The following is a 25,308-nucleotide window of genomic DNA, read 5'->3' as shown; positions in this document are numbered from 1 at the left end:
CATTACATATAAGTAGGTGAAGGCAATGTTTCGTTATTTTAAGTTTAAGCTAAATGATACAGTACAGTTTGCAGAAAACGATGGGCATATGTATCGCATTGTCGGTTATCGGTTAGAAAAAGGGTTTTATCCAAAAGATGAATGGACTCATATCATTTATGAATTGCTTAGAGATTTTGATGGGTATACGATGGATGCGGAGGAAGAGGAACTTGTAAAAGTTATTCAAGTAGAAGATGAGTATTACAAAATACAAGAAGTATCGGGCTATCGTTATCCAGTAAAAATGAAGCAAAAACAACAAGTGATGAAAGCAGAAAAGATGGATGACTTATTAGATACGTATAATGATTATAAAAGATTGGCGGATTTCTTTAAAGATTTATCGTATGAACAAAAAGCGGAAGAAGTATTGCAGGAAATGAGAAGGCGTAGAGCGTGAGGGGCAGTCTATTATAAGACTGTCCTCTATTTTTGACGGTGCATCAAAGTGTATTTTCCGTTACAATGAGAGAATCAATAGAAATAAGGTGATACAGTATGGAAACGAAAAAGAAGGGCGAATGGTGCGAAATTACTGTGCCAGCGAAATGGAATGGTATAAGCATTGAGTCGTTATTAAAAATAGAATGGGAAATACCGAAAAAGTTGTTACATCAGCTTCGTATGGAAAAAGGTGTTACTGTTAACGGAGAACAGAGAAGATGGAATGAGCTTTTAAAAGAGGATGAAAAGTTACAAGTTCATATGTTTATGGAGGAAGAATACGGTGTAGAGCCTGAATATGGTGAATTAGATGTAGTATATGAAGACGATCATGTACTCATTGTCAATAAGCCTGAGAAGATGGATACGCACCCTGCTGAAAAAGGCGGGATGGGAACACTTGCAAATCTTGTTGCCTTTCATTTTCAAATGCAAGGTTTAGAGACGAAGGTTCGTCATATTCATCGGTTAGATAAAGATACGACAGGTGGTGTTGTATTTGCCAAACATAGAATTGCTGGTGCAATTATGGATCGTCTATTAATGGAACGAAAAATTAAAAGAACGTATGCGGCTCTTGTAGAAGGGAAAGTGAACAAGAAGCAAGGAACGATTAATGCGGCTATCGGAAGAGATCGCCATCATGCGACGAGACGACGTGTTTCTCCAAAGGGAGATCAAGCAATCACATATTATAAAGTAGAGAAGTATTTTAAAAAACAAAATGTTACGCTCGTAACGTTACAATTAGAAACTGGTAGAACCCATCAAATTCGTGTTCATATGAGCTATAATGGTAATCCGTTAGTTGGGGATATTTTATATGGTGGAGGAACGAAATATATGTCTAGGCAAGCGTTACATGCGATGAAGATAAACTTTTTACACCCAATTACGAAAGAAGAGATTGAAGTTGATGTACCATTTCCTACAAAATTAAATGACACAATGAAAGAATTTCAAAGAGTAAATGCGTAAAGTGTAAGTTTAAATTTGAGAAAAGTAGATTTTTGCAGGAATTTCTCTAAAAGAAGCGAAGCCGTTAAGAGAAAAGAGAGGTGAGAATCACTTGATCAAATATAAATATATACTAGGAATATTTTTCGCTTGTCTTTTAGTTACTCTATGTCTCTATCCATATTTACCAGAGCATTTGGCGGTACATTGGGATGTAAATGGTCGGCCGAACGAGTTTATGAGTAAACAAGTTGTTATAGCACTTATTCCTTGTCTTATTATTTTCTTACATGGATTGATGTATATTATTTCACATAATATATATAAGTTTAATGAAGACGAGCATGTCATGATAAGTGGATTTCTAAAGACGATTACTTTATTTATGTTGTTTATCCATATGCTCATTCTCTTTATTAATTTTGGAAGCATGATATCCTTTCAAACAGGACTAACAATAGGGATTAGTATGTTTCTTTTTATGCTTAGTAAGGCGTTTAAAAAAGTTCAGAGTACGGAAAAAGACTCAATCAAATTAAAAAAGATCCGTTTAGTGAGTAGACGGATTTTTCAAGTGATGGCATGTAGTATATTGTTTTCATTGTTTTTGAACTTGAAATGGGGATTTTATGTGTTACTTAGCGTAATAAGTGGTGGTTCTATTTTGTTTATGTTCTACGCTTTATACTCTTACATAATAGAAAGTTATGAAACGTAAAAAAGAGTCTTCTCATTATGAGAAGACTCTTTTAATCTATTTACTTCGTAATAAATTGTTGTGTCCAGTAGTTACCGCTTTCTACATAGCCAACACCGATGTGAGTGAAGCCATTATTTAAGATGTTTGCACGGTGTCCAGCACTGTTCATCCAAGCTTGTACTACTTCTTCAGGTGTACGTTGGCCTTGGGCGATGTTTTCACCTGCAGATGTATAAGAAATACCAAATTTCTTCATCATGTCAAACGGAGACCCGTATGTAGGACTGTTATGATCAAAGTAGTTATTTTTTTGCATATCTTCAGATTTAATGCGTGCTACTTTGCTTAATTCAGTGTCAATTTTTAAAGCTGGTAGACCTTGTTTTGCACGCTCAGCGTTTGTTAATTCAACAACACGTTGTTCGAACTCGCTTAAAGATTTTGCTTCTTCAGCAGGCTTTTGCTCAGCCGGTTTTTGTTCAGCTGGTTTTTGCGTATTATTGTTTTCAGCAGGCTTTTGAGCTTCTGGTTTTTGAACTTCTTCAGCAGGCTTTTGCTCGGCAGGTTTTTGCTCAGCAGGCTTTTGAGTTTCTGGCTTAGCTGTCGGTTGCTCAGTTACAACATTTTCAGTAGGTTGTTGACCAGGAATAATGCAATTTGGTTGGAAGTTTCCTTGTTGCCATTGTGCTAATGACTCAACGCCCATAGATTGTAAGAATGCTTGTAATTCTTGTTGGCTCATTTGCTTCATCATCACTTTTGAATGCTGAATATTTTGAACCTTTATGTTAGATGGTTGTACTGTTGCAGCTTGTGCATCTAGAGAAGATACTCCTAAAGTAAGAGCCGTTGCAGCGGCTACAGATAATAAAACACGCTTTTTCATGATGTGTGTCCCCCTATATAAAGTTTTAATTTGTTTTCACACGATTTGTTTTTGACAGCCTGTCTGACTGACAAACTCATCGTAGCATAGATTTTGTGAGAAAAAAGATGGAAAAAAATTCATAGACTTAAAATTTACCTAATTTATCCTAAGAGGGGAAAGGGGGGGAAATAAGAGAAACATAGAGTATAAAAGGAATTTTCAGCATTTTTATACTTGATTATAAGAGGGGGTTTTTGGATAAATGTACCTATATTGAAAATGAGGAATCCTATTGTATCAATGGTTTGAGCGTTTTTTTTAGGAATATACTGGATTGATTTTTACAAAACTGTAATGTTTCTGTTGTTCTTTTTTATAATAAAGTAACATATTTTTAATGTTGTAGCGGACAAAAAAGCGGCTATCTCTTTACATAGACGAAGGAGATAGCCGTTTTCCTATTATTACGTATGTTACGAGTTATTACGAGCTGGTTTCAATTGCTTCTAATAATAAATCAACAATGTGAATTCCTCTCATTTTATGAGAAAGACCCTCTCGTTCAATGCCTAATTTCATTTGTAATAAACAACCTGGATTTGCAGTAACAATGGTTGCTGCTTCTGTTTCATGCACACGGTCCATTTTGTAATCTAGAAATTCCATGGATAGTTCTGAATGAACAATGTTATAAATACCAGCAGAACCACAGCAGCGATCCGCATCTTTCATTTCACGGTATGTTGCGCCTTGAATTGCTTCTAGTAACATACGAGGTTCTGAAGATGTTCGCATAACATTGCGTAAGTGACAAGAGTCTTGATACGTAATAATTTGCGGCGTGAGTCGTAAGTCATTACGTTTATGGAAATCTAGTTCTACTAGAATAGCAGTAATATCTTTAATTTTAGAAACAAACTGCTTTGCACGTTTTGCCCACTGTGGATCATCTTTTAACAGGTAATAGTAGTCTACGAGGTAAGCTCCGCAACCACCAGCATTCGTAATAATATAGTCGATGTTTAAGTCTTCGAATGCTTTTATATTGCGTTTAGCTAATTCTTTTGCTCCACTTTTCTCACCAGCATGCCCGTGTAATGCTCCGCAGCAACTTTGTGTTTTCGGAATAACGATATCACAACCAGCTAACTGAAGAAGTTTCATCGTTGCGTTATTTGTTTCTAAAAACATTGTATCCATTAAACAACCTGTGAAGAATGCAACTTGTTTCTTCTTTGTACTTTCAGCAGGTAAAAATTCAGGCCGATCTTTCATTGCTTTCATTTTAGGGACCTTAGGCAAAACGAGATCCATTGTTGCAAGGGTTTCAGGGAATAACTTCATAATTCCTGTTTTGTGTGTTAGCGTTTGTAAACCGGAACGTTGGTAAAATCCGATTAACCCTGTTAATGTTCTCATTCGATTTTGATGAGGGAAAAGTCCTTCAAAAACGACTTTACGAACAGCTCTCACTGGCACTGAGAATTTTTTGTTTTGATTTATAATATCACGGGCTTCTTCTAATAAATGCCCATAATTCACACCAGATGGACAAACAGGTTCACAAGCACGGCAGCCGAGGCAAACATTTAATGTGTTTTCAACATCTTCATCTGGCTCAATTAAACCGTCAACGACTGCTTTCATTAATGCGATACGTCCACGTGGTGAATGTGATTCTTTATATCCAGATTGAATATAAGTAGGACAAGTTGGTAAGCAGAAACCGCATCGCATACAGTTTAGTAGTTCATCTTCACTTAATCGTTCTTTAAATTCTTTTTGAATGTTTTCTTTATTTAATGTTGTCATCGCTCAACCACCACTCTTTTGCGAGTGTCCTTCGCGAACATCTTTCCTGGATTCATAATGTTATTTGGATCGAAGGCATGTTTAATTCCTTGCATAGCAGCAATACCTTCTTTACCTAATTTCATTTCTAAATACGGAGCTTTCATTGCACCAACACCATGCTCACCAGTGATCGTGCCACCAAGTTCGATTGCTTTCGCAAATATTTCAGCAAAAGCTTGTTCAGCTCGGTGCATTTCTTCTTCGTTGCGAGCATCTGTCATACAAGTTGGGTGTAGGTTACCATCGCCAGCATGTCCAAACGTACAAATAGGAATATTATACTTTTTAGCAATGGCATTAATGGCTTCAACCATTGGAGCAATCTGTGATCGTGGTACCGTTGCATCTTCTAATATTGTAGTAGGCTTTAATCTTGCGAGTGCTGACAGTGCACTACGGCGAGCTGTACGAAGCGCATCGGCTTCCGCTTCATCTTTTGCAACGCGAACATCAACTGCATTCATAGAACGACAAACATTAGCCATTTTTTCAATATCTCGATTCACAACTTCAGGCGGGCCGTCTTGTTCAATTAATAAAATTGCTTTTACATCAGTTGGTAAACCGATTTGTGCAAACTCTTCTACTACTTCAATGGTCGGCTGATCTAAAAACTCAAGTGTCGCTGGAATGATTTTATTTGCAATAATAGAAGAAACAGCACGAGCAGCTTCATTAATATCTTCATATAGTGCAAGCATCGTTTTCTTCGTTTCAGGCATAGGAACAAGTTTTAATATCGCTTCAGTCACGACGCCAAGTGTTCCTTCAGAACCGATAAATAAACGAGTTAAATCATAACCAGCTACATCTTTTGCCAATTTACCACCAGTACGAATCATATCACCATTTGGTAAGACAAGTTCAAGACCCATCACATAATCACGTGTTACGCCATATTTTAATCCACGTAATCCACCCGAGTTTTCATTAATGTTACCGCCAATTGTAGAAATTTTCATTGAGCTTGGATCTGGTGGATAAAATAAACCTTTTTCTTCCACCACTTTAATAATATCAAGGGTAATGACACCAGCTTGTACAGTAATTGTTAAATTTTCTTCATCAATTTCTAAAATGTTATTCATATGGCGGAAGATAAGGACGATACCGCCTTCAAGTGGACATGTCCCTGCACAAAGGTTTGTTCCAGAACCACGAACATATACAGGAATATGATGAGTGTTACATACTTTTAACACTTCAGCTACTTCATTTGTATTACGAGGAGCAATGACTGCATCAGGCATTGCTTGGAAGTTTGGAGTGGCATCATAACTATACGTTAAACGCCCCATATTGGATGTATCCACATTATCTTCGCCAACAATAGATACGAATGAATCAATAATTTTTTTTTCTAACATTGGAAATCCCCCTCAAACTGTTAACGTAATTAGTCATAATAAAAAACGTTATCACAGTGCTTTCATTATAATGATAAAAAAGTCGGGGGATTCTTTCTATGTATAATCATCTAAAGATTAATCTGTTTTATCATTCTTTTTTGTGTGATTATCTAATAAGAGGAGCGAGAAGTATAAAATGTTTAAGTCTTTGAATTGTTTCGGATTAAGTCCTGTATACTCCTCAATTTTTTTAAGTCTGTAATGCAGTGTGTTAATGTGTATGTGTAATTGCTCCGCTGTTTGTTTATAGGATTGGTTATAATCGATAAATAAACGTAAAGTGTGCATAAGCTCAGGAGATGATAGTAAGTTTTCAATGGTGCGCTTTAGAAACTGTTCCCGCGTTTCCGCAGAAATATCTTGTAAGCACATTTCTAAACGTAAATCTTCATTAAATACAATTTTTTTCGTTTCAAGTGATACAGAAAGAGCTTGTAATGCTTGTTCATACGATAAGTTCATATTGCTTGGCATAACGGATTGTCCAATCCCGATATATAAAGGAATAGAAAATAAAGTTTCACAGTCTTGTTTTAATCGTTTTAAAAATTGATACGTTTGCTCTTTGGAGTTCGTGGCTGTAAATAAAATGAATCGATCATTTCCCCAGCGAACAAATAGATGCTCCTTTGTTAATAGATTGCGTACATGTTGCCAAATCTTACGCTGAAGCATCGTGTCATTTTGATCGATAGAGAACAAAATAAGTTGTTTTTTCTTATATAAATCAATACCAAGTGTTTTGGCACGATCGAGAAAGCTTGGAGACCAGTCTGTATTTTGAAGCCAATCAAAGACAAATGCTTCATAAGAACGGTGTTCAAGTTCTAGTTGTTCTAAAAAGTAGTTTTCATGGATGAGTAGTTCGGTCATTTTACGTAATATTTCTCCGTATTGTGAAATATTTTCAGGTTCGCCTGTGATTCCAATGACACCAATTACTTCGTCATGGAATAGTAAAGGGAGATTCATACCTGCCTTTACGCCTTGCAAACGTCGTTCATCCTCTTTTGTAATAATGACAGTTTTCTTTTGTTTTGCGCAGCGGAGTGCGCCCTCATGAAATTGGCCGATTCTTTCTATATCTGTACTTGCGATAATAACGCCTTGTATATTAATGATAATAATATTTTCTTTAATTAGCCTGCGTACTTCTCGTACAATTTTATTCGCTAAATCAGGAAAAAGCATAATTGGCACACCTCAAATTCTATTTGTTGTACATTATATATGTAAATGAAGTAGGAAAGGGAAATTTCACACTTTCCACACATTTATTTGTTATTTTACAATTATAACGAAATCATCCGAAGATGGAGGGGATCTTTTGAGAAAGTATGTTTTTCTTCTCTGTTTTTTATTTCTATTAGTAGGGTGTCAAGGAAGTTCCTATACATCGATTGCTAAAGATAAAAGTGTTATTATAACAACGAATATAAAAGAAGGTAGTATTAGTTTTGTAGATAAACATACTAAAAAGTTAATTACGACATGGGAACTTAACGAACCAATGGCAGGGATTGCACTACTTCCAAATGGTGAGGACATACTTGTATATGGTAAGCAGTTAGAGTACATGTATGTATATTCACTAGCAGAAGGAAGGCAAGTGGAAAAATATAAAACAGGAAAAGGCATTGTAAATGTAGTCGTATCAGAAGATAAAAAGCAATTATTTGCTGCCGATCAAAATGCCCAAAAGGTAAGGTTCTTTACGATTAATGGAAAAGAGACAGGGAATGTTTCGACAGGAAAAGGACCAATAACGATGGTAGAGTACCATAACCAGTTATCTGTATTAAACTTTTATGATACGAAGCTAACGACAATTGATACAAAGAAAAAAGAAGTGATGCAATCCTTTATGATTCCACCAGCGTCAACGGGAGCGACAATTAGTCCAGAGGGGAAAGAAATATGGATTGGCGGACATGGTGATGGAAATCAGGTAAATGAGAAAGTATTAGTGTATTCTTTGCAGAGCGGAGAAATGGTACGTTCTTTACACGCTCCGTTTATGCCTGTGAATATTACGAAGGATAATAAGTATGTATATGCATTAAGTCACGGTTCGAATACGCTTAGAAAGTTTGATGTTAGCACGTATAAAGAGGTGGCTTCTGTAGAAGTAGGATCGAACCCATTTGCATTTTTGAAGAGCGGAGCAGAAGGATACGTAGCCAGCTATGATAGTGATGAAGTGTGCGTCATGGATATGAAGAATTTGAAAATAAAACAAACAATTAAAGTCGGAAAAGGACCGTTTCAACTCATAGAGAGAGAAGGGAAGGACAATGAGTAAATATAGGGTGCTAGTTGTAGATGATGAAAGTGATATGAGGCAACTTGTTGGAATGTACTTAGATAATTTCGGATACGAGTGGGGAGAAGCTGAAAATGGAAAAGAGGCTCTAAAAAAATTAGAAACGGACCATTATGATTTCGTTGTATTAGATATTATGATGCCAGAGATGGATGGACTTTCAGTTTGCAAAGAAATTAGAAAAACGTCAGATGTACCAATTATATTTTTAACAGCAAAAGGTGAAGAGTGGAATAGGGTGAACGGCTTACGTATGGGAGCAGATGATTATATTGTAAAGCCATTTAGTCCTGGTGAATTAATTGCTCGTATGGAAGCTGTATTAAGGCGTTATACAAAGCAAGAGCAACAAGAGGAATTTCAGTTTGGACCGATCCTTATTAATGAAAAAAGTAGGAAAATTGAGGTGGATGATGAGCCAATTTCTCTTACAGTAAAAGAGTTTGATTTACTCTATTTTCTTTGCCAACATACGGGACAAGTATTTAGCCGAGAACAATTGCTAGAAAAGGTATGGGGATATGATTATGCCGGAAGTACAAGAACCGTAGATACGCACGTGAAAACGATGCGTTTGAAGCTTGGAGAAAGTGGAAACTACATTCAAACTGTTTGGGGTGTAGGCTATAAATTTGAGGTGTAACGTATGTTTACGATGGTACAGAAGCTTTGGCTGACAGTAGTATGTGCAGTATTTGTAACAGTTTCTTTTCTTTATTTCGTATCTTTATACTCGTATGAAAAACTATACGTTGATAATTTAAAAGATTCATTAGTAATGGAAGGGAAGCGTCTTTCTGCGCAATATGATAAGCGCGAAGGAATATCAATTTTTGAAGAGAAAGTAAGAGCATTTGATCAAATATCTAGTTCAGACGTTCTTTTCGTATCGAACCCACGTGATTTAAGCGCTTGTTTACCATTTGATGTGCACCATCATTCTCTTATAAGTGAAGGGGACAGGCAAGCATTATTAGATGGAAAAACTGTGACAAAGATAGGATACGAGGAACATTTTGACCGTAATATTATGGGGGTTGTCATCCCTGTTTTAGAAAATAAAAAATTAGTTGGTATTGTATATTCTTATATTCCTTTAAAAAGTATAAAAGACTTAATATATGATATGGGTCTTATTTTAGCACCGTTAGCACTTGCTATAACTTTACTGACAATATGGATTGGTAGAAAAATTATTATTGCTATTACGAAACCACTTTCGCAAATGGAGCGAGTTGCCAATCATTTGGCTACGGGAGATTTCTCAGAACGAATTACAATTTCTTCTGAAGATGAAATTGGGCGATTAGGAAAAGCATTTAATAAAATGGCAAATTCTTTGGAGACAGAAGATGTAAAGCGTAAGGAGTTTTTAGCTAACGTTTCGCATGAACTAAGAACACCGCTTAGTTATATAAAAGGGTATAGCGAGGCTATTTTAGATGGTGTAGCGAAGGGACCACAGCAGGAAAAAGTAACACAGCTTATTCATAAAGAAGCAGATCGTATGCAGCGTCTCGTTCATGATTTATTAGATTTAGCACAACTAGAAGGGGAACATTTTCCGTTAAAGAAACAACCTATCGTTTTTTCACAACTAATTGAAGATGTGTTAGATACGTATGAGATTAAGTTTATAGAAAAGAAAATTCGTATTTCAACAAATTTAAATCCAGAAATCATTGTAATGATTGATGAGGATCGTATGCAACAAGTGCTTCATAACGTGTTAGATAATGCGATACGGTATACGAATCAAAACGGGGATATTATGATAACGCTCAGGCAGGTAGATGATTACTGTGAATTGAACATAAAAGATACGGGAATCGGTATTGATACAGAGCATTTAGAAAACCTTGGCGAGCGTTTTTACCGAGTTGATAAAGCGAGAAGTCGTCAACATGGTGGAACAGGTTTAGGCCTGGCAATTGTAAGACAAATTGTTCATATACATGATGGACAGTGGCGGATTGAAAGTGAAAAAGGGGACGGTACGACGGTTAGTATTAAATTGAAAGTACAGGATGAGGAGAGCATGTTCTAATTTTTAGGGCATGCTCTTTATATGGAAGACAATAATTATACGTAAGATATAAATTAATATGTAATAAATATCGGAATTTTGACGATTTTATGAACAAAACATTTGTACTTCTTACCAATTCGTTCTAAAATAGTTATGATGCAAAGTTCTTATAAATCGTTTCAATTGTTGTTTGGAAGATACTGAGGTGATTTAACTGGAGTACAAATCTATTAAACCGAAAAAGATTTACGAAGAAGTATCTGAAGCTATTTTAACAATGATTAAAAATGGTACGTTAAAACCTGGTGACAAACTACTTCCTGTACATCAATTAGCTGAGCAGTTTCAAGTTGGTAGATCTGCTGTTCGTGAAGCGCTAAGTGCGCTAAGAGCAATGGGCTTAATTGAGATGAAACAAGGAGAAGGTACATATGTGAAGAACTTCGATTCTTCTTCATTAACAAAATCATTAAACAATAGATTATTGATGAAGAAAGAAGATATTTTGAATTTATTAGAAGTACGAAAGGTGCTTGAAGTGGGGGCAGTTCGAGCAGCTGCGGCAAAACGTACGGAAGATAATTTGCAAAATATGAAGCATTGGTTAGATGAAATGGCAAAGAGCGTTGGAGATGAAAAAGCTGGTGAAAAAGCAGATTTTCAGTTCCATATGGGAATTGCGGAGTCTTCGCATAACAACATTTTGCTTGAACTTATGAATCATGTTTCAGAGATGATTGCTGAAACGATTGGTGAATCAAGGCGCATTATTTTATATGGTGAACAAACAACATCAGAACGACTTATAGAAGAGCATCAAGTTATATATGATGCAGTGTTAAAGCAAGATGTAGAATTAGCGCAGCAAGCAATGCTAGATCATTTAACAAATGTAGAACATATTGTCACAGGTAGAAACGATATAAATTCTTAATTTAATCTTTTAAAAATCTAATTTTCTGATAAAATAGAGAGAGATTAAGTAAGCGTTTTCTTTAGAAGAGGGAGAGGATAGGCCATGGTTGAGCCTATTTCTTCTCTCCTTAGTCATCTGATGACCATATGTTTGTTGGTGGAGTTGTAAAAAGGGGGAGTAATAATTATGAAAGTTACTTTATTTGTTACTTGTTTAGTCGATATGTTTGAAACAAATGTCGGCAAAGCAACAGTTGAGGTGTTGGAGCGTTTAGGTTGTGAAATTGAATTTCCAGAAGCACAAGTTTGTTGCGGTCAGCCTGCTTATAATAGCGGCCATGTAGAAGCGGCAAAAGAAGCGATGAAACATATGATTGAGACTTTCGAGGATGCAGAATATATCGTTACGCCATCTGGTTCTTGTGCGACAATGTTTCATGAGTATCCGCATGTTTTTAAAGATGATCCGAAGTGGGCTAAACGTGCACAAAAAGTTGCTGATAAAACATATGAATTTACACAATTCATTGTAGACGTTTTAAAGGTTACTGATGTTGGTGCAAGTTTACCAGGGATTGCTACTATTCATAAATCATGTCATATGACACGTATGCTTGGAGTAACAGAGGCACCAGGAATTTTATTATCTAATGTAAAAGGGTTAACTGTGAGAGAGTTACCAAATGTGCAAAATTGTTGTGGGTTTGGGGGAACGTTTTCAGTGAAGATGACTCCAATTTCTGAGCAAATGGTAGATGAAAAGGTAGATAGTGCAATGGAAACAGGTGCTGATTATTTAATCGGTGCAGATTGTGGGTGTTTGTTAAACATTGGCGGACGTATTGAGCGTTTAGGAAAAGAAATAAAAGTAATGCATATTGCTGAGGTACTGAATAGTCGCTCATGAAGGGGGAACATAAGCTATGTCTATGAAAATCAGTGAGAAAAAATTTAATGATCGCGTTGGCGATGGAATTCAAGATTCGTTTATGCGCGGAGCAGTATCTTCTGCACAAACACGCTTATATACGAATCGTTTAAAAGCAGCAGATGAATTAGGAAACTGGGAAGAATGGCGTGAACTCGGTGAAGAAATTCGTCAACATACGTTAGAAAATCTTGATTATTATTTAATGCAGTTAAGTGAAAATGTATCAAAAAGAGGCGGACATGTGTACTTTGCGAAAACGAAGGAGGAAGCAGCAAAGTATATTCAAGACGTTGCAAAAAAGAAGCAGGCAAAAAAGGTAGTAAAATCAAAGTCAATGGTAACAGAAGAAATTAGTATGAACCATGCGCTTGAAGAAATCGGTTGTGAAGTGTTAGAAAGTGATCTAGGAGAGTATATTCTGCAAGTAGATAACGATCCACCTTCACATATTATTGCGCCTGCTCTTCATAAAAATAGAACGCAAATTCGTGATGTATTTAAAGAAAAGCTTGGCTATGAAAATTCTGATGATCCATACGAAATGACAAAGTTTGTTCGTAAACAACTTCGTGAAAAATTTATGGATGCAGAAATTGGTGTGACAGGTTGTAACTTCGCTGTTGCAAATACTGGCTCTCTTTGTTTAGTAACGAATGAAGGTAATGCCGATCTTGTTATGTCGATTCCAAAAACACAAATTGCGGTTATGGGTATGGAACGTATGGTTCCGACAATGGAAGAATTAGATGTTTTAGTTGGTTTACTATGTCGTAGTGCAGTAGGTCAAAAGTTAACAAGTTATGTAACGGTAGCGGGACCAATTCAAGAAGAGGAAGTAGATGGACCAGAAGAATTCCACTTAGTTGTGGTTGATAATGGTCGTTCTCAAATTCTTGGATCTGAATTCCGTCAAGTGTTGCAATGTATTCGTTGTGCTGCTTGTGTGAACGTATGCCCTGTATATCGACATGTTGGTGGACATTCATACGGCTCTATATACTCAGGACCAATTGGGGCGGTATTAACACCACTTTTAGGTGGATATGATGATTACAAAGAGCTTCCTTATGCTTCTAGTTTATGCGGAGCGTGTACAGAAGCTTGTCCAGTAAAAATTCCATTGCATGATTTATTATTAAAACATCGTCAGGTTATCGTTGAGCAAGAAGGTCGTGCTCCACTTGCAGAAAAATTAGCAATGAAAATGTTTAGTATGGGTGCATCTTCAGCAGCTTTATATAAAATGGGATCAAAGATGGCGCCAGCAGCAATGAGTCCATTTACATCTGGTAACCGTGTATCAAAAGGTGTTGGGCCACTTAAAAACTGGACAGATATTCGTGAATTCCCGGCTCCAAGTAAAGAACGATTCCGTGATTGGTATAAAGATCATAAGAAAGGCGGGGACAAATAATGACAGGATTAATTCAAAACCGTGAGTCCTTTCTAGAGAATATTGCAAAAGAACTTGGACGTGCGCGTAAAACGGATGGTATAAAACGTCCAGTATGGAAAAATAATGTGAATAAAGAAACGTTAAAAGATTATTCACAAGAAGAATTGTTAGAAGTATTTAAAAATCAATGTACAAACATTCATACAACTGTTGTGGAAACGACAAACGATCGTTTACGTGAAGATATTCAAAAAGTAATCGTTGAAAACGGCGGGGGACCTATTATGTTATCGACAGATGAACGTTTTGATTCTTATGGGTTGACTTCTTTATTTAAAGAAGAACTTCCAAAGCAAAATGTTGAAGTGAACGTATGGGATCCTGAGAAAAAAGAAGAGAATATGCGTATCGCGGAAAGAGCGAATATTGGAATTGCATTTAGTGATTATACTTTAGCCGAATCTGGTACGATCGTTGTACAAAGTCATAAAGGCCAAGGTCGTTCTTTACACTTTTTACCGACTATATACTTTGCTATTATTCCACGTGAAACACTTGTGCCTCGTATTACACAAGCAGTTGAGGATATGAATAAGCGTGTAGAAAATGGCGAGACAGTGGCATCTTGTATTAACTTTATTACAGGACCTAGTAACTCAGCAGATATAGAAATGAATCTTGTTGTCGGAGTACATGGACCATTAAAAGCAGTATATTTCATCGTATAAAATAGGGGAAAGCAGGCCAGAAAATGGCCTGCTTTTTTAATAGAATAGAGATAATATGAAGTAGAAGTTCTCTCCTTTTTTTGCTATGTTCTTCTGGAAAGGAGAGGAAGGGATGTTCACTTATGTATATGCATTGTTAGCGGGGATGGTGTTTGGTTCTTTTTTTATGGTAATTGCGATGAGAGTTCCGCTAGGGGAGTCTATCATAACCCCGCGTTCATATTGTCATTATTGTAAGTATGTGCTGAAGCCAAAAGAATTGATTCCAATCATTTCTTTTTGTATACAAAGAGGACGTTGTACGAATTGTAAGAGGAAAATTTCAATTTTGTACGTAGTATTTGAACTTATAACTGGAATGATATGTCTTCTTACTGTATATATGATTGGGGTGGAACGAGAGCTTATTATCGTTTTATCACTTTTTTCGTTACTTCTTATCATTTCAGTTACAGATTACATATATATGTTAATTCCAAATCGTATTTTAGCTTGGTTTGCTTGTTTACTCATTTTAGAAAATGTTTTTGTACCGTTAGTCACTTGGATAGATAGTATAGTTGGTAGTTGCGTTATATTCATTTTGTTATACTGCATGCAAAAGATACATCCAGAAGGGCTTGGTGGAGGGGATATAAAACTACTTTCGTTACTTGGATTTATTGCGGGATTAAAAGGGGTTTTTATGATTTTATTTTTATCATCTTTCTTTAGTCTTTGTTTCTTTGGAGCTGGTCTCGTATTAAAACGTATGAAAATGAGGACTCAAATACCGTTTGGTCCTTTTATTAGTCTTGGGGCAATATGTTACATGTTGGTCACGTATGCAAAATAGAGAGGGGATAGAAAATGAATGTATATATGGATGATCAAAGAAGTTGTCCGTACGGTTACGTGCTCGCAACTACAGTAGAATGTGCTTTGCAAATGGTACGAGATTATGAGGTGAATGTTCTTTCCCTTGATTTCAATATGGGATGGGGAGAAAAAAGTGGATTAGATTTTGTAGAGGCTTTTTGTAAAGAGGGCCTATATGTAAATGAAATACACTTTCATACGAATGATGTTATCGGTATGCATAAGATGAAACAGAGAATGAATAAGGGAAAGGAAGAAGGAGAGATTAACCCTAATCTTGTTGTTAAATATGTGGGGAGCTAAAAACTCCAAAGTAAAACTTTGGAGTTTTTAATGTTTCATATGCGCTTGCAACGGAATGATTTCTTCTTGTTGAGTTGCTCCTAATTCAGTTTCTTCTTGTTTCACGTCAGGTACTTTCTTTGTTAAGTAATGGTATACCATACCGACAAATACAGACCCGCCAATAATGTTACCAATTGTAACTGGAATTAAGTTATGAATAGCACCTGTAAAAGAAATTGTCTCTGGATGCGGTGAAACTAAAGATAAAGCAAACAGTGATAAGTTTGCGATGCTATGCTCGTAACCAGATAAGAAGAATGTGAAAACGAGCATCATCATCATCATAATTTTTGCTGTATCACCTTTAACTTGAGAAGGTAAGAAACAAGCAAGACATACAAGCCAGTTACATAAAATTGCTTTAAAGAATAGTTGCATTGTAGGTGTATTCATTTTTCCCTCAACGACTTTATTCATGAAATGACCGTGATCAATTGTTTCGAAAATTCCAGTGGCATAAAATAGTAAGGCAAAGAATAAAGCGCCAGCTAAATTGCCTGCATAACAAGCAAACCAGTTACGAAGTGTATCAGCAATTGTTGTTTCTTTTCTTAAAGTTGCTACAGTGAAGTACATTGTGTTTCCAGTAAACAATTCAGCACCGCCATATATAATAAGTACGAGGGCAATTCCGAAAAACATAGAAGCAGCTAAATAAGTTGCTGGTGAATCTGCAATGTGAAAAAAGTTACCTAATTTAAAACATAGTACAATAATAAAACCGATATAAATACCCGCAAGTGCGGCACGAATGAAATATTGCATCGGGTTTGTATCTAACATTTGTTTTTTGCTCTTAGCCAGTTTGACAACATAATCTAATCCTTGTTCTAGCATGAGTAATACGCTCCTTTAGTACATCATCTATAAATACTCCTTATATGAATAAAGTACATGGATTAGGTCATAGTTTCAATAAGTTTGTGCAATATTTCACAAAAAGGACATACATAGACAAGGAAAACGCTTACAAATAATAGTATAATAGAATTTTTTCTGGACATAGAGAGGGGACAAGGAAAAAAGAAAAAGCGCTGTAATTACAGCGCTTTTTCGTCTAAATTCTTTTCTACTTTTGTTTCTACTTCTTTTGAGAAGAACCAACCACCAGCTGCGATTCCAACTAATACAATCCAGAATGTAAGCTTCCATGGTGTAGATTCTGGGAATGAATGCGGAATTACATTTAATGCAGGATGTGCTAACGTATAAACTGCTAGTTTCACACCAACCCAACCTACAATTAAGAATGCCGCAGTTTCAAGTCCTGGTTTACGTTTTAAAATTTGTACGAAAGCAGTTGCCGCAAATCGCATAATGATTAATCCGATAAGTCCACCTACAAAGATAACAACGAATTGCCCAGTATCAAGACTACCAATTGTACCTAATCCTGTTTTTGGTAAAGTCATTGCTAATGCAACAGCAGCTAAAATAGAATCAACTGCGAAGGCGATATCTGCAACTTCAACTTTAAATACAGTCCACCAAAAGTTCTCTTGTTTTTTCTTTGCTTCTTTTTCTTCTGTTTCTTCATCTGTATTCTTTTTAACATACGTTTTAAATAAGTGATTACCAGCGATAAACATAAGGTAAATGGCACCGATTGCTTGCACTTGCCATACGTCGACTAGGAACGAAATCATAAATAACGATCCGAAACGGAAAACAAATGCCCCTGCTAATCCATAAAATAGTGCTTTCTTTCTTTTTTCTTCTGGTAAATGTTTTACCATAATTGCAAGAACAAGAGCGTTGTCAGCCGCTAAAATCCCCTCTAGTGCAATTAGGATGAGTAATACCCAACCATACTCCAATAATAATGATACATCCATGTACATTCTCCTCTCATTTCTATAAGTACTAAATAAGTGAAGAATTCCCCACTATTTAGTTTCCCCATACTCCTGCCTATTAACTTTGGAAGAATTTGGAAATGGATGCAAAAAAGACCTCTGCCGTTAATAGGCAAAGGTCTTGCTAGACATATGTAATAAAAATGCCAACAAAGCCGGAAGAACTAAGTTCTACGTAATGACGACTTTGTTTCCAAGAAGTCTTCTTGGACGCTACTCCCCTTTGGAGATATGCTATTGTACTCTCATTATATGGATAATTTATACGGTTGTCAACCTGTTAAAATGTCTTCATTCGGATATTTTATTTTCCGGTTCTTTTTACGTGCAAATGAAAAAGCTAATGTTAAAGGTCCCATCTTCCCAAAAAACATCATAAAGATAATAATAGCTTTTCCAATCATAGTTAAGTGTGGTGTGAAATTCATACTGAGACCGACAGTCCCAAATGCTGAAAATACTTCGAAAGCACTCATCAATAGAGGAACTCGCTCAGTAATGCTTAAAATTAAAATAGCAAAAAAAATAAATGAAATAGAAATAATAGCGATGGTCAATGATTTGACAATGAGGGTATCTTTAATGGATTTTTTAAACACGACAATATCATCTTGTTCTTGTAAAAATTTAAATACCCCAAAAAACATGATTAAAAATGTTGTCAACTTAATCCCACCACCAGTTGAAGCACTACCAGCGCCAATAAACATAAGGAGCATCATTAATAGTAAGGAAGGCTTCGATAAGGCAGAAATATCAACTGTATTGAAACCGGCAGTACGCGTTGAAACTGCTTGAAAATAAGCGGCCATGCCTTCTTCAAATGGAGTAAAGCCTCTCATAGAAAGAGAATTGTGAAACTCGAATATAAAAATAAAAACAGTCGCAATAATATTGACGATTAGAGTAGAAGAGAGCATAAGTTTTGAGTGTAATGTAAGGTTTTTAAAATTTTTCTTTCTTTTTATATCTACGATTACTGTAAAACCAATCCCACCTAAAATAATGAGGGAGGAAATGACGAGATTGACAAGAATGCTGTGAGAGTGGGGCATTAAATTATCGCTCCAAACAGAAAAACCTGCATTGTTAAAAGCAGAGATGGAATGAAAAAAGCTATAATAGATCCCCTTAGCAATCCCATATTTCGGAACCCATTCAAAAGAGAGAATGAAAGTAGCGATACATTCGACTGTAAAAGAGAATAAAAATAATGCTTTGGCAAGACGAATGACACCGCCTATATTCGTTTGATTTAATGCTTGTTGCAGTAAAATTCGGTTTTGAAGGCCAATTTTTCTGCCGAGCATAATCGCAATTAAAACGGCAAAGCTCATAATGCCAAGTCCACCCACTTGTATAAGTGTTAAAATGACACATTGGCCAAATAAGGTAAATACTTTCCCAGTGTCCACAACACCAAGCCCTGTAACCGTACAAGCAGAAACGGTTGTAAATAAAGCATCGAGCCATGAAATAGACGTCGTTGTAGCAATTGGCAATTTTAATAAGCATGTACCGATAATTGATAACATAATAAAAGACAAAGTAAGAACACGGGGAGGACTCATGTGAATGTTAATCCGTTTCATGTTACATATCGTTCCTTTCAGTTTGCTTTTACTAGTATGTGAAAAAGCACCATTATGTATGTTAAAAATAGAAAGAGGCAGAGAATATCTGCCTCTAAGCCATATGTTATATTGTTATCCACGTAATTGTTGTTGAGCTAAAGAAACAAGACGTTTTGTTACTTCACCGCCAACTGATCCGTTAGAACGAGATGCTGTATTAGACCCTAAGCTTACACCGAATTCTTGTGCAATTTCATATTTAAATTGATCAAGTGCTTGTTCAGCACCTGGAACTAGTAATTTGTTTGTTTTTGCCATGATGATACACATCCTTATGAGTAGTCCAGTCCAGCTAAGTACTTAGCTGAACTGGTACCGTTATTTTATGTGGAACCGACGTACTCATACGCGGAAGTAATCGGTGTGATTAGAAGTTATTGGATAGAAAAAAGAGTAGCAAAAATTGCTACTCTTTTTTTAGTATTGTCGCTGTACCTTCCACGACAATATCATCCGATTGATTATATATATTTGTTTGCAACGTAATGATTTTTTTATCGTCACGTTTTTTGATGACCTCTGCCACAACGCGAAGTGTATCACCGATTTTGACAGGAGCGCGGAATGAAACGTTTTGAGATAAATAAATCGTATTTTTACCCGGGAGTTTCGTTCCAAGGATTGTAGAAATAAAACTTGAAACGAGCATACCATGAGCAATGCGTTCTTTAAACATTGTCGTTTTTGCAAAAGAGTCTAAAATATGAATAGGATTCACATCTCCAGTCAATTTTGCAAAATTGATAACGTCCTCATCCGTAATCGTTTTTGTAAGGGATGCTTGATCACCGACTTGAATCTCATCATAACGAAGCTCCGGGACGGTTTGTGCTTCTTGAAATGGATTCATTTTGTCCTCCTTCTTTTCCATATCGAAAAATGCTAGCCATCTTGATGTAGTAGGAGGAAGAAAGAGTTTTGTTTGTGCTGCAGTTAGCTCCCACATTTTTCTTACTTGATGGAAGTAAATAGATTTTTTGAGTTTTCCTCGAACTTTTTTGCGAGTTCCAACTGTTTTGTCTTGAAATCTTCCAAAAAACCTTCTAACTGTTTTTGAGCCTCTTCACGTTGTAATTGTTGTTGTTCAATAAATTGCTTCGTTGTTTCTTCAAATTGACCGCTTGTTTGAGTAAGGATAGACAAAGATGTTTTTGTAGGAGAAACAGTTAGCTGTTGCATATGAGCAGAAAGTTCTTTCCACTTGTCTTGCCACTCGTTAATTTGATCATTTAAGGAGTTTCCAGTTAATTGCTTCACGTAATCTGTATATTGATTATTGAATTGAGTAGTAAATTGTTGCAGTTCTTTTTCCAGTTCATCTACTCCTGATGTTAATTTATGCAAAGCGTCTTGTTGTTGTTTTAATGTTTCTAAAGTAAGTTGCTCTAATTGTTTCCCAGCTGAAGAGAAAAGGGAAAGAGATTGAGACCAGTTTTTCCAAAATGCATCGACCAATTCGTATGGTTTAGTTTCCATTGTTTGACCCCCAAATGTTTTTTTGCATATTGTGAACGCAGATTACTCTGCTGTACCACCAGGTGAAGATGAAGAATCCTTTTCATCCTTTTCTGGAGAAGTGGCAAATGGAAAGAATGCGTTCGTATATAACGTGAAAAACGTTCGCAGCATATTTTGGTAATGCTCAAAAGAAGTTGCACATGTTGCTAAATATTTCTCTCCATATTCAGTTAAAGAATAAATTCTTTTTGCTGGCCCTCCTTCGCTTGTATCCCAAGTAGAAGAAATGAGGTTTTCTTTTTCTAATTTGCGTAGTGTTCTATAGACATTACCTTGGTCAACAGAAGAAAAGCCGATATCCATTAGCATTTGAATAAGTTTGTAACCATGAAGACTCCAGTCTTTTAGACATAGAAGTAAGAAGGGAACTAAGAAGTTTTTTGGCATGGAGTTTGGTTGTTTTGCTTGGTTGTTCTCCAAACTTTCGCGTTGTTCTGGTTCATTATGTAGCATGATTGTGCATCACCTCATGAATCAGTTAGATGGAATTTTTTGCTTATAAGTGCAATTTACACCTATCTGTTTTTAAAGTCAATACATTTGTTAGAAAATAGAAAAAAATAAAATATAGACTTGAAGTTTTATTCAGAATATTAGAAAATAATGAATAGGTTGAATTGTTTCAAAAACGAAAAAGGGAGTGTAGGTAAAGTGATTGATCAAAAATTCGATCCACTACAAGCATGGAAAAATGCTTATGAACAAACCGAAACATTTTGGGGAAAAGCGCTCAATGAAACAATTAAAACAGAAGAATATTCTGCTTGGATGGGCAGCGTTCTAGATTTGAATTTGTTTTATCAAAAAGCATTAAATGATACGACAAAAAATTATTTAGAGCAGGTGAATGTGCCTACGAAAGAGGATATCGCTAGAGTGGCTACGCTTGTTATTAACTTAGAAAATAAAGTGGATAACATTGAGGAGTTTCTAGAAGAGAAGGTAGAGTCAGTAGGACAAGCTCCTACATTAAAGCGCGATGTTACGAAAGTAAAACAAGATATTCGCACATTAGAAACGAAAGTTGATCAAATTTTAGAATTGCTAGAAAAGCAAAATGCAGTACTAGCAAAACTACAAGAACCTGTAAAAGAAGAAGTAAAACCTACGAATAAGCCAGAAAATAAAAAGTGATAATAGCGCTTGTTTATAACATATGAAAGAGAAAGAGAGAAACTTATTTCTATGTATAAACAGCGAAACATAATTATATAGGGACTCCATAGTATGAGTACCAAAATGATTCATAGTAGTCGTTCACAAATTCATTTAAGGGGGAAAAGAAATGGTTCAATTAAATGGAAAAGTAGCAATCGTAACAGGTGGGGCAAAAGGAATTGGAAAAGCGATTACAGTAGCGTTAGCACAAGAGGGCGCAAAAGTTGTTATTAACTATAACAGCAGTAAAGAAGCAGCTGAAAACTTAGTAAATGAACTAGGAAAAGAAGGACATGACGTTTATGCAGTTCAAGCAGATGTTTCTAAAGTAGAAGATGCAAACCGACTTGTAGAAGAAGCAGTGAATCATTTTGGTAAAGTTGATATTCTTGTTAATAATGCTGGTATTACAAGAGATCGTACATTCAAAAAGTTAAATCGTGAAGATTGGGAACGCGTAATTGACGTGAACTTAAGCAGTGTGTTTAATACGACAAGCGCGGTACTTCCATACATAACGGAAGCGGAAGAAGGTAGAATTATTAGCATTTCTTCTATTATTGGTCAAGCTGGTGGATTTGGACAAACAAACTACTCAGCAGCTAAAGCAGGTATGCTAGGATTTACAAAATCATTAGCATTAGAGCTTGCAAAAACAAATGTAACTGTAAACGCTATTTGCCCAGGATTTATTGATACTGAAATGGTAGCAGAAGTACCAGAAGAAGTACGTCAAAAAATCGTTGCAAAAATCCCGAAAAAACGTTTTGGTCAAGCTGATGAAATTGCAAAAGGTGTAGTATACCTATGCCGTGATGGTGCTTATATCACAGGTCAGCAATTAAACATTAACGGCGGATTATATATGTAATGAAGTAAGAAAAAAGTGCATATCCATAGCAGGAATGCACTTCTTTTTTTAGAAGGAAATTGACCAAAAAGGAGATAGAAAAATGACTACATTCGCAACAGAATGGGAAAAGCAATTAGAGCTATACCCAGAAGAGTACCGAAAAGCATATCGCCGAGTGAAAAGGGCGAGTGAAATTTTATTACGTGAACCAGAGCCACAAGTAGGATTAACGCCGAAAGAGGTTATTTGGACGAAGAATAAGACGAAGCTTTATCGCTACATTCCAAAACAAGAAAAAACACAAAGAGTTCCAATTCTATTAATATATGCTCTTATTAATAAACCATATATTATGGATTTAACTCCTGGAAATAGTTTAGTGGAATATCTAGTGGACCGTGGTTTTGATGTGTATATGCTTGATTGGGGTACATTTGGTTTAGAAGATAGTCATTTGAAATTTGATGATTTTGTGTTTGATTATATTGCAAAAGCAGTGAAAAAAGTAATGCGAACTGCAAAATCGGACGAGATTTCTTTACTTGGTTATTGCATGGGGGGAACGCTAACTTCTATTTATGCGGCACTTCATCCACACATGCCAATTCGTAACCTAATCTTTATGACAAGTCCTTTTGATTTCTCTGAAACAGGATTATATGGTCCTTTATTAGATGAGAAATACTTCAATCTAGATAAAGCGGTTGATACATTTGGAAATATTCCGCCAGAAATGATTGATTTCGGAAACAAAATGTTAAAACCAATTACGAACTTTGTTGGTCCATATGTTGCTTTAGTAGATCGTTCAGAGAATGAGCGCTTCGTTGAAAGCTGGAGGTTAGTTCAAAAGTGGGTTGGCGATGGCATTCCGTTCCCAGGTGAATCATACAGACAGTGGATTCGTGATTTTTATCAAAACAATAAACTGGTTAAGGGTGAGCTCGTTATTCGCGGACAAAAGGTAGATCTTGCAAATATTAAGGCGAATGTCTTAAATATTTCAGGGAAACGTGATCATATCGCCCTACCATGCCAAGTAGAAGCGTTGCTAGATCATATTTCTAGCACAGATAAACAATATGTATGTTTACCAACGGGACATATGTCGATTGTTTACGGTGGAACAGCGGTAAAACAAACGTATCCGACGATTGGAGACTGGCTTGACGAGCGCTCTAAGTAAAAATAAAAAATCCAACTAGCATATGTTAGTTGGATTTTTTTATGTAAAATAACAAAACATAGAAAGGAGAAACTTATATTTTAGGAGTATAATTATGAAGCTTATGACTGGTAAGTTGTTTTGGGATACAGGAGTTTCTATGCCTTGTTATCCATCGTTAGAAAATGATATGATATGTGATGTGCTTGTAGTTGGAAGTGGCGAAGCAGGTGCTCAAATAGCGTATTCGTTAGTGAAAATTGGAATGCGCGTTACACTTATTGAAAAAAATATGATTTCATGTGGTAGCACAGCTGCTAATACAGGGTTATTACAATTTCTTCATGATAAATCGTTAACCTCACTTATCCATACATTTGGCGAAGAAAAAGGGGTGCGAGCATATAAGCTTTGTTACGAAGCGTTACGAACAATGGAGAAAGTTGTACCGACTCTCGATATCGATCCCCAGTTTATTCCGCGAAACAGTTTATATTATGCAAGTAAAAGTGAAGATGTCTCATTTTTACAAGAGGAATACAAAACGTTACAGAATTATGAGTTTCCAGTTGAGTATTTTACAGCATCTGATATTAAGGAACGTTATCCTTTTACAAAACAAGCGGCATTATATACACACGGTGATGCTGAGGTAAATCCGTATTTATTAGCGCATAGCCTTTTGCATAAAGCAAATCAAATGGGTGCTACTATATATGAACATACAGAGGCCATACATATAAAAAAACGTCAAAATGATTTAATTTGTTATACGAAAACAGGAAATCAAATTGTAGCAAAGAATATTATTATGGCGACGGGTTATGAAGCACTTTTCGGAAAGAAAGAAAAAAATACAACAGTGGAAACATCATATGCAGTTGTGACAAATAAGGTAGATTCATTTGAAGGCTGGCATGAGCAATCATTAATTTGGGAAACAGCAAGGCCTTATTTATATTTTAGGACGTATGAAAATCGTATTATTGTAGGTGGATTGGATGAAGTAATGAAAATTCAAACAATCGGTGATACGAAATTATTGCATAAGCGTGATGTGCTTATTAACATTATAAAAGAGATGTTCCCGCAGTATAAAGATATACAGGCGGAGTATTATTGGGCGGCAGCATTTGGCGGTAGTCACGATGGTCTCCCTATTTTAAAAGAAGATAATAAGATACATAATTTATTTTATGCATTGCCATATGGAGGTAACGGAACTGTGTATGGAATGGTATTTGCTAAAATATTTGAGCAGTTATTTACAAATAAAGAAAGTGAAGATTTTTCTTTATTTAATCGATAGAAAAAAGGTAGCGAAG

The 25,308-nt window shown here is 35.9% G+C and carries 27 protein-coding genes; 16 read left to right on the top strand and 11 right to left on the bottom strand.

What is annotated here, in order from left to right:
• Nucleotides 1-25: 25 nt before the first annotated feature.
• From ACTFRS_RS17775 to ACTFRS_RS17765, 3 genes are all read left to right on the top strand, one after another.
• Entirely contained in the window at nucleotides 26-442 is a 417-nt protein-coding gene (locus tag ACTFRS_RS17775; RefSeq protein ID WP_139869691.1) for a histidinol dehydrogenase, read from the top strand.
• A gap of 98 nt (nucleotides 443-540) precedes the next feature.
• Entirely contained in the window at nucleotides 541-1,464 is a 924-nt protein-coding gene (locus tag ACTFRS_RS17770) for an RluA family pseudouridine synthase (RefSeq protein WP_139869690.1), read from the top strand.
• A 91-nt stretch (nucleotides 1,465-1,555) separates the two neighbouring features.
• Entirely contained in the window at nucleotides 1,556-2,161 is a 606-nt protein-coding gene (locus tag ACTFRS_RS17765) for a DUF1648 domain-containing protein (RefSeq protein ID WP_000598990.1), read from the top strand.
• Nucleotides 2,162-2,201: 40 nt separating this feature from the next.
• Here ACTFRS_RS17765 and ACTFRS_RS17760 read toward each other — a convergent pair whose 3' ends face one another.
• From ACTFRS_RS17760 to ACTFRS_RS17745, 4 genes are all read right to left on the bottom strand, one after another.
• Nucleotides 2,202-3,029, bottom strand: coding sequence for a CAP domain-containing protein (locus ACTFRS_RS17760; RefSeq protein ID WP_000747582.1), 828 nt, complete (start codon nucleotides 3,027-3,029; stop codon nucleotides 2,202-2,204).
• A 465-nt stretch (nucleotides 3,030-3,494) separates the two neighbouring features.
• Nucleotides 3,495-4,823, bottom strand: coding sequence for a (Fe-S)-binding protein (locus ACTFRS_RS17755; protein ID WP_440023542.1), 1,329 nt, complete (start codon nucleotides 4,821-4,823; stop codon nucleotides 3,495-3,497).
• Nucleotides 4,820-6,232, bottom strand: a complete 1,413-nt coding sequence (gene glcD / locus ACTFRS_RS17750; RefSeq protein ID WP_431085149.1) for a glycolate oxidase subunit GlcD — start codon at nucleotides 6,230-6,232, stop codon at nucleotides 4,820-4,822. Before glcD ends, ACTFRS_RS17755 begins: the two co-directional genes overlap by 4 nt.
• A 117-nt stretch (nucleotides 6,233-6,349) precedes the next feature.
• Nucleotides 6,350-7,465, bottom strand: coding sequence for a CdaR family transcriptional regulator (locus ACTFRS_RS17745; RefSeq protein WP_139869686.1), 1,116 nt, complete (start codon nucleotides 7,463-7,465; stop codon nucleotides 6,350-6,352).
• Nucleotides 7,466-7,601: 136 nt separating this feature from the next.
• Between ACTFRS_RS17745 and ACTFRS_RS17740 the strand changes: the two genes are divergently transcribed.
• The 9 genes from ACTFRS_RS17740 to ACTFRS_RS17700 all read left to right on the top strand — a co-directional run bounded on the left by ACTFRS_RS17740 (nucleotide 7,602) and on the right by ACTFRS_RS17700 (nucleotide 15,757).
• Nucleotides 7,602-8,576 (top strand): YncE family protein, encoded by a 975-nt coding sequence (locus ACTFRS_RS17740; RefSeq protein WP_139869685.1) that lies wholly within the window; start codon nucleotides 7,602-7,604, stop codon nucleotides 8,574-8,576.
• On the top strand, nucleotides 8,569-9,240 hold the full coding sequence (locus ACTFRS_RS17735; RefSeq protein ID WP_431085151.1) for a response regulator transcription factor: 672 nt from the start codon (nucleotides 8,569-8,571) through the stop codon (nucleotides 9,238-9,240). Before ACTFRS_RS17740 ends, ACTFRS_RS17735 begins: the two co-directional genes overlap by 8 nt.
• Nucleotides 9,241-9,243: 3 nt before the next feature.
• Nucleotides 9,244-10,644: a sensor histidine kinase gene (locus ACTFRS_RS17730; protein ID WP_440023545.1), complete on the top strand. Its 1,401-nt coding sequence runs from the start codon at nucleotides 9,244-9,246 to the stop codon at nucleotides 10,642-10,644.
• A 226-nt stretch (nucleotides 10,645-10,870) separates the two neighbouring features.
• Nucleotides 10,871-11,560, top strand: a complete 690-nt coding sequence (locus ACTFRS_RS17725; RefSeq protein WP_254912616.1) for a FadR/GntR family transcriptional regulator — start codon at nucleotides 10,871-10,873, stop codon at nucleotides 11,558-11,560.
• A gap of 168 nt (nucleotides 11,561-11,728) precedes the next feature.
• Entirely contained in the window at nucleotides 11,729-12,448 is a 720-nt protein-coding gene (locus ACTFRS_RS17720; protein WP_000869149.1) for a (Fe-S)-binding protein, read from the top strand.
• A 16-nt stretch (nucleotides 12,449-12,464) separates the two neighbouring features.
• A complete protein-coding gene (locus tag ACTFRS_RS17715; RefSeq protein ID WP_000061914.1) occupies nucleotides 12,465-13,886 on the top strand; it encodes a LutB/LldF family L-lactate oxidation iron-sulfur protein in 1,422 nt (473 codons plus the stop codon).
• Entirely contained in the window at nucleotides 13,886-14,596 is a 711-nt protein-coding gene (locus ACTFRS_RS17710) for a LutC/YkgG family protein (protein WP_440023547.1), read from the top strand. The genes ACTFRS_RS17715 and ACTFRS_RS17710 overlap by 1 nt, the downstream gene beginning before the upstream one ends.
• A gap of 112 nt (nucleotides 14,597-14,708) precedes the next feature.
• Nucleotides 14,709-15,431 (top strand): prepilin peptidase, encoded by a 723-nt coding sequence (locus ACTFRS_RS17705; protein ID WP_431085154.1) that lies wholly within the window; start codon nucleotides 14,709-14,711, stop codon nucleotides 15,429-15,431.
• A 14-nt stretch (nucleotides 15,432-15,445) separates the two neighbouring features.
• The gene (locus tag ACTFRS_RS17700; RefSeq protein WP_001103780.1) at nucleotides 15,446-15,757 is read left to right on the top strand and encodes a cyclic-phosphate processing receiver domain-containing protein; all 312 of its coding nucleotides are present in this window, start codon (nucleotides 15,446-15,448) and stop codon (nucleotides 15,755-15,757) included.
• Nucleotides 15,758-15,784: 27 nt separating this feature from the next.
• Here ACTFRS_RS17700 and ACTFRS_RS17695 read toward each other — a convergent pair whose 3' ends face one another.
• The 7 genes from ACTFRS_RS17695 to phaQ form a co-directional block, all read right to left on the bottom strand.
• Complete coding sequence (locus tag ACTFRS_RS17695) at nucleotides 15,785-16,636, bottom strand: formate/nitrite transporter family protein (RefSeq protein ID WP_242294410.1); 852 nt, start codon at nucleotides 16,634-16,636, stop codon at nucleotides 15,785-15,787.
• A 203-nt stretch (nucleotides 16,637-16,839) separates the two neighbouring features.
• The gene (locus tag ACTFRS_RS17690; protein WP_000383322.1) at nucleotides 16,840-17,634 is read right to left on the bottom strand and encodes a TerC family protein; all 795 of its coding nucleotides are present in this window, start codon (nucleotides 17,632-17,634) and stop codon (nucleotides 16,840-16,842) included.
• 293 nt (nucleotides 17,635-17,927) lie between these two features.
• Nucleotides 17,928-19,247, bottom strand: coding sequence for a TrkH family potassium uptake protein (locus tag ACTFRS_RS17685; RefSeq protein ID WP_139869680.1), 1,320 nt, complete (start codon nucleotides 19,245-19,247; stop codon nucleotides 17,928-17,930).
• A gap of 114 nt (nucleotides 19,248-19,361) precedes the next feature.
• Nucleotides 19,362-19,547 carry an alpha/beta-type small acid-soluble spore protein gene (locus tag ACTFRS_RS17680; protein WP_001140707.1) on the bottom strand — a complete coding sequence of 62 codons (186 nt, stop codon included), beginning with the start codon at nucleotides 19,545-19,547 and terminating at the stop codon, nucleotides 19,362-19,364.
• Nucleotides 19,548-19,695: 148 nt separating this feature from the next.
• The gene (locus ACTFRS_RS17675) at nucleotides 19,696-20,139 is read right to left on the bottom strand and encodes a MaoC family dehydratase (RefSeq protein ID WP_001067916.1); all 444 of its coding nucleotides are present in this window, start codon (nucleotides 20,137-20,139) and stop codon (nucleotides 19,696-19,698) included.
• A gap of 101 nt (nucleotides 20,140-20,240) precedes the next feature.
• On the bottom strand, nucleotides 20,241-20,765 hold the full coding sequence (phaP, locus tag ACTFRS_RS17670; protein ID WP_000448589.1) for a polyhydroxyalkanoic acid inclusion protein PhaP: 525 nt from the start codon (nucleotides 20,763-20,765) through the stop codon (nucleotides 20,241-20,243).
• A gap of 42 nt (nucleotides 20,766-20,807) precedes the next feature.
• Nucleotides 20,808-21,260 carry a poly-beta-hydroxybutyrate-responsive repressor gene (phaQ, locus tag ACTFRS_RS17665; RefSeq protein ID WP_000903021.1) on the bottom strand — a complete coding sequence of 151 codons (453 nt, stop codon included), beginning with the start codon at nucleotides 21,258-21,260 and terminating at the stop codon, nucleotides 20,808-20,810.
• A gap of 198 nt (nucleotides 21,261-21,458) precedes the next feature.
• On the opposite strand from phaQ, the gene phaR reads away from it, so the two are divergent.
• From phaR to ACTFRS_RS17645, 4 genes are all read left to right on the top strand, one after another.
• Nucleotides 21,459-21,941 carry a polyhydroxyalkanoic acid synthase subunit PhaR gene (phaR, locus tag ACTFRS_RS17660; protein WP_074602806.1) on the top strand — a complete coding sequence of 161 codons (483 nt, stop codon included), beginning with the start codon at nucleotides 21,459-21,461 and terminating at the stop codon, nucleotides 21,939-21,941.
• Nucleotides 21,942-22,092: 151 nt separating this feature from the next.
• Entirely contained in the window at nucleotides 22,093-22,836 is a 744-nt protein-coding gene (locus ACTFRS_RS17655) for an acetoacetyl-CoA reductase (RefSeq protein WP_000250412.1), read from the top strand.
• A gap of 82 nt (nucleotides 22,837-22,918) precedes the next feature.
• On the top strand, nucleotides 22,919-24,004 hold the full coding sequence (gene phaC, locus ACTFRS_RS17650) for a class III poly(R)-hydroxyalkanoic acid synthase subunit PhaC (RefSeq protein WP_000206335.1): 1,086 nt from the start codon (nucleotides 22,919-22,921) through the stop codon (nucleotides 24,002-24,004).
• A 94-nt stretch (nucleotides 24,005-24,098) separates the two neighbouring features.
• Entirely contained in the window at nucleotides 24,099-25,292 is a 1,194-nt protein-coding gene (locus ACTFRS_RS17645) for an NAD(P)/FAD-dependent oxidoreductase (RefSeq protein ID WP_431085155.1), read from the top strand.
• Nucleotides 25,293-25,308: the final 16 nt, after the last annotated feature.

The sequence above is a fragment of the Bacillus cereus group sp. MYBK139-1 genome (assembly GCF_051916915.1).
GTDB classification, from domain to species: domain Bacteria; phylum Bacillota; class Bacilli; order Bacillales; family Bacillaceae_G; genus Bacillus_A; species Bacillus_A pacificus.
Note: the sequence above shows the minus strand (reverse complement) of the source record. Positions and strands in the feature narration are given on the sequence as shown.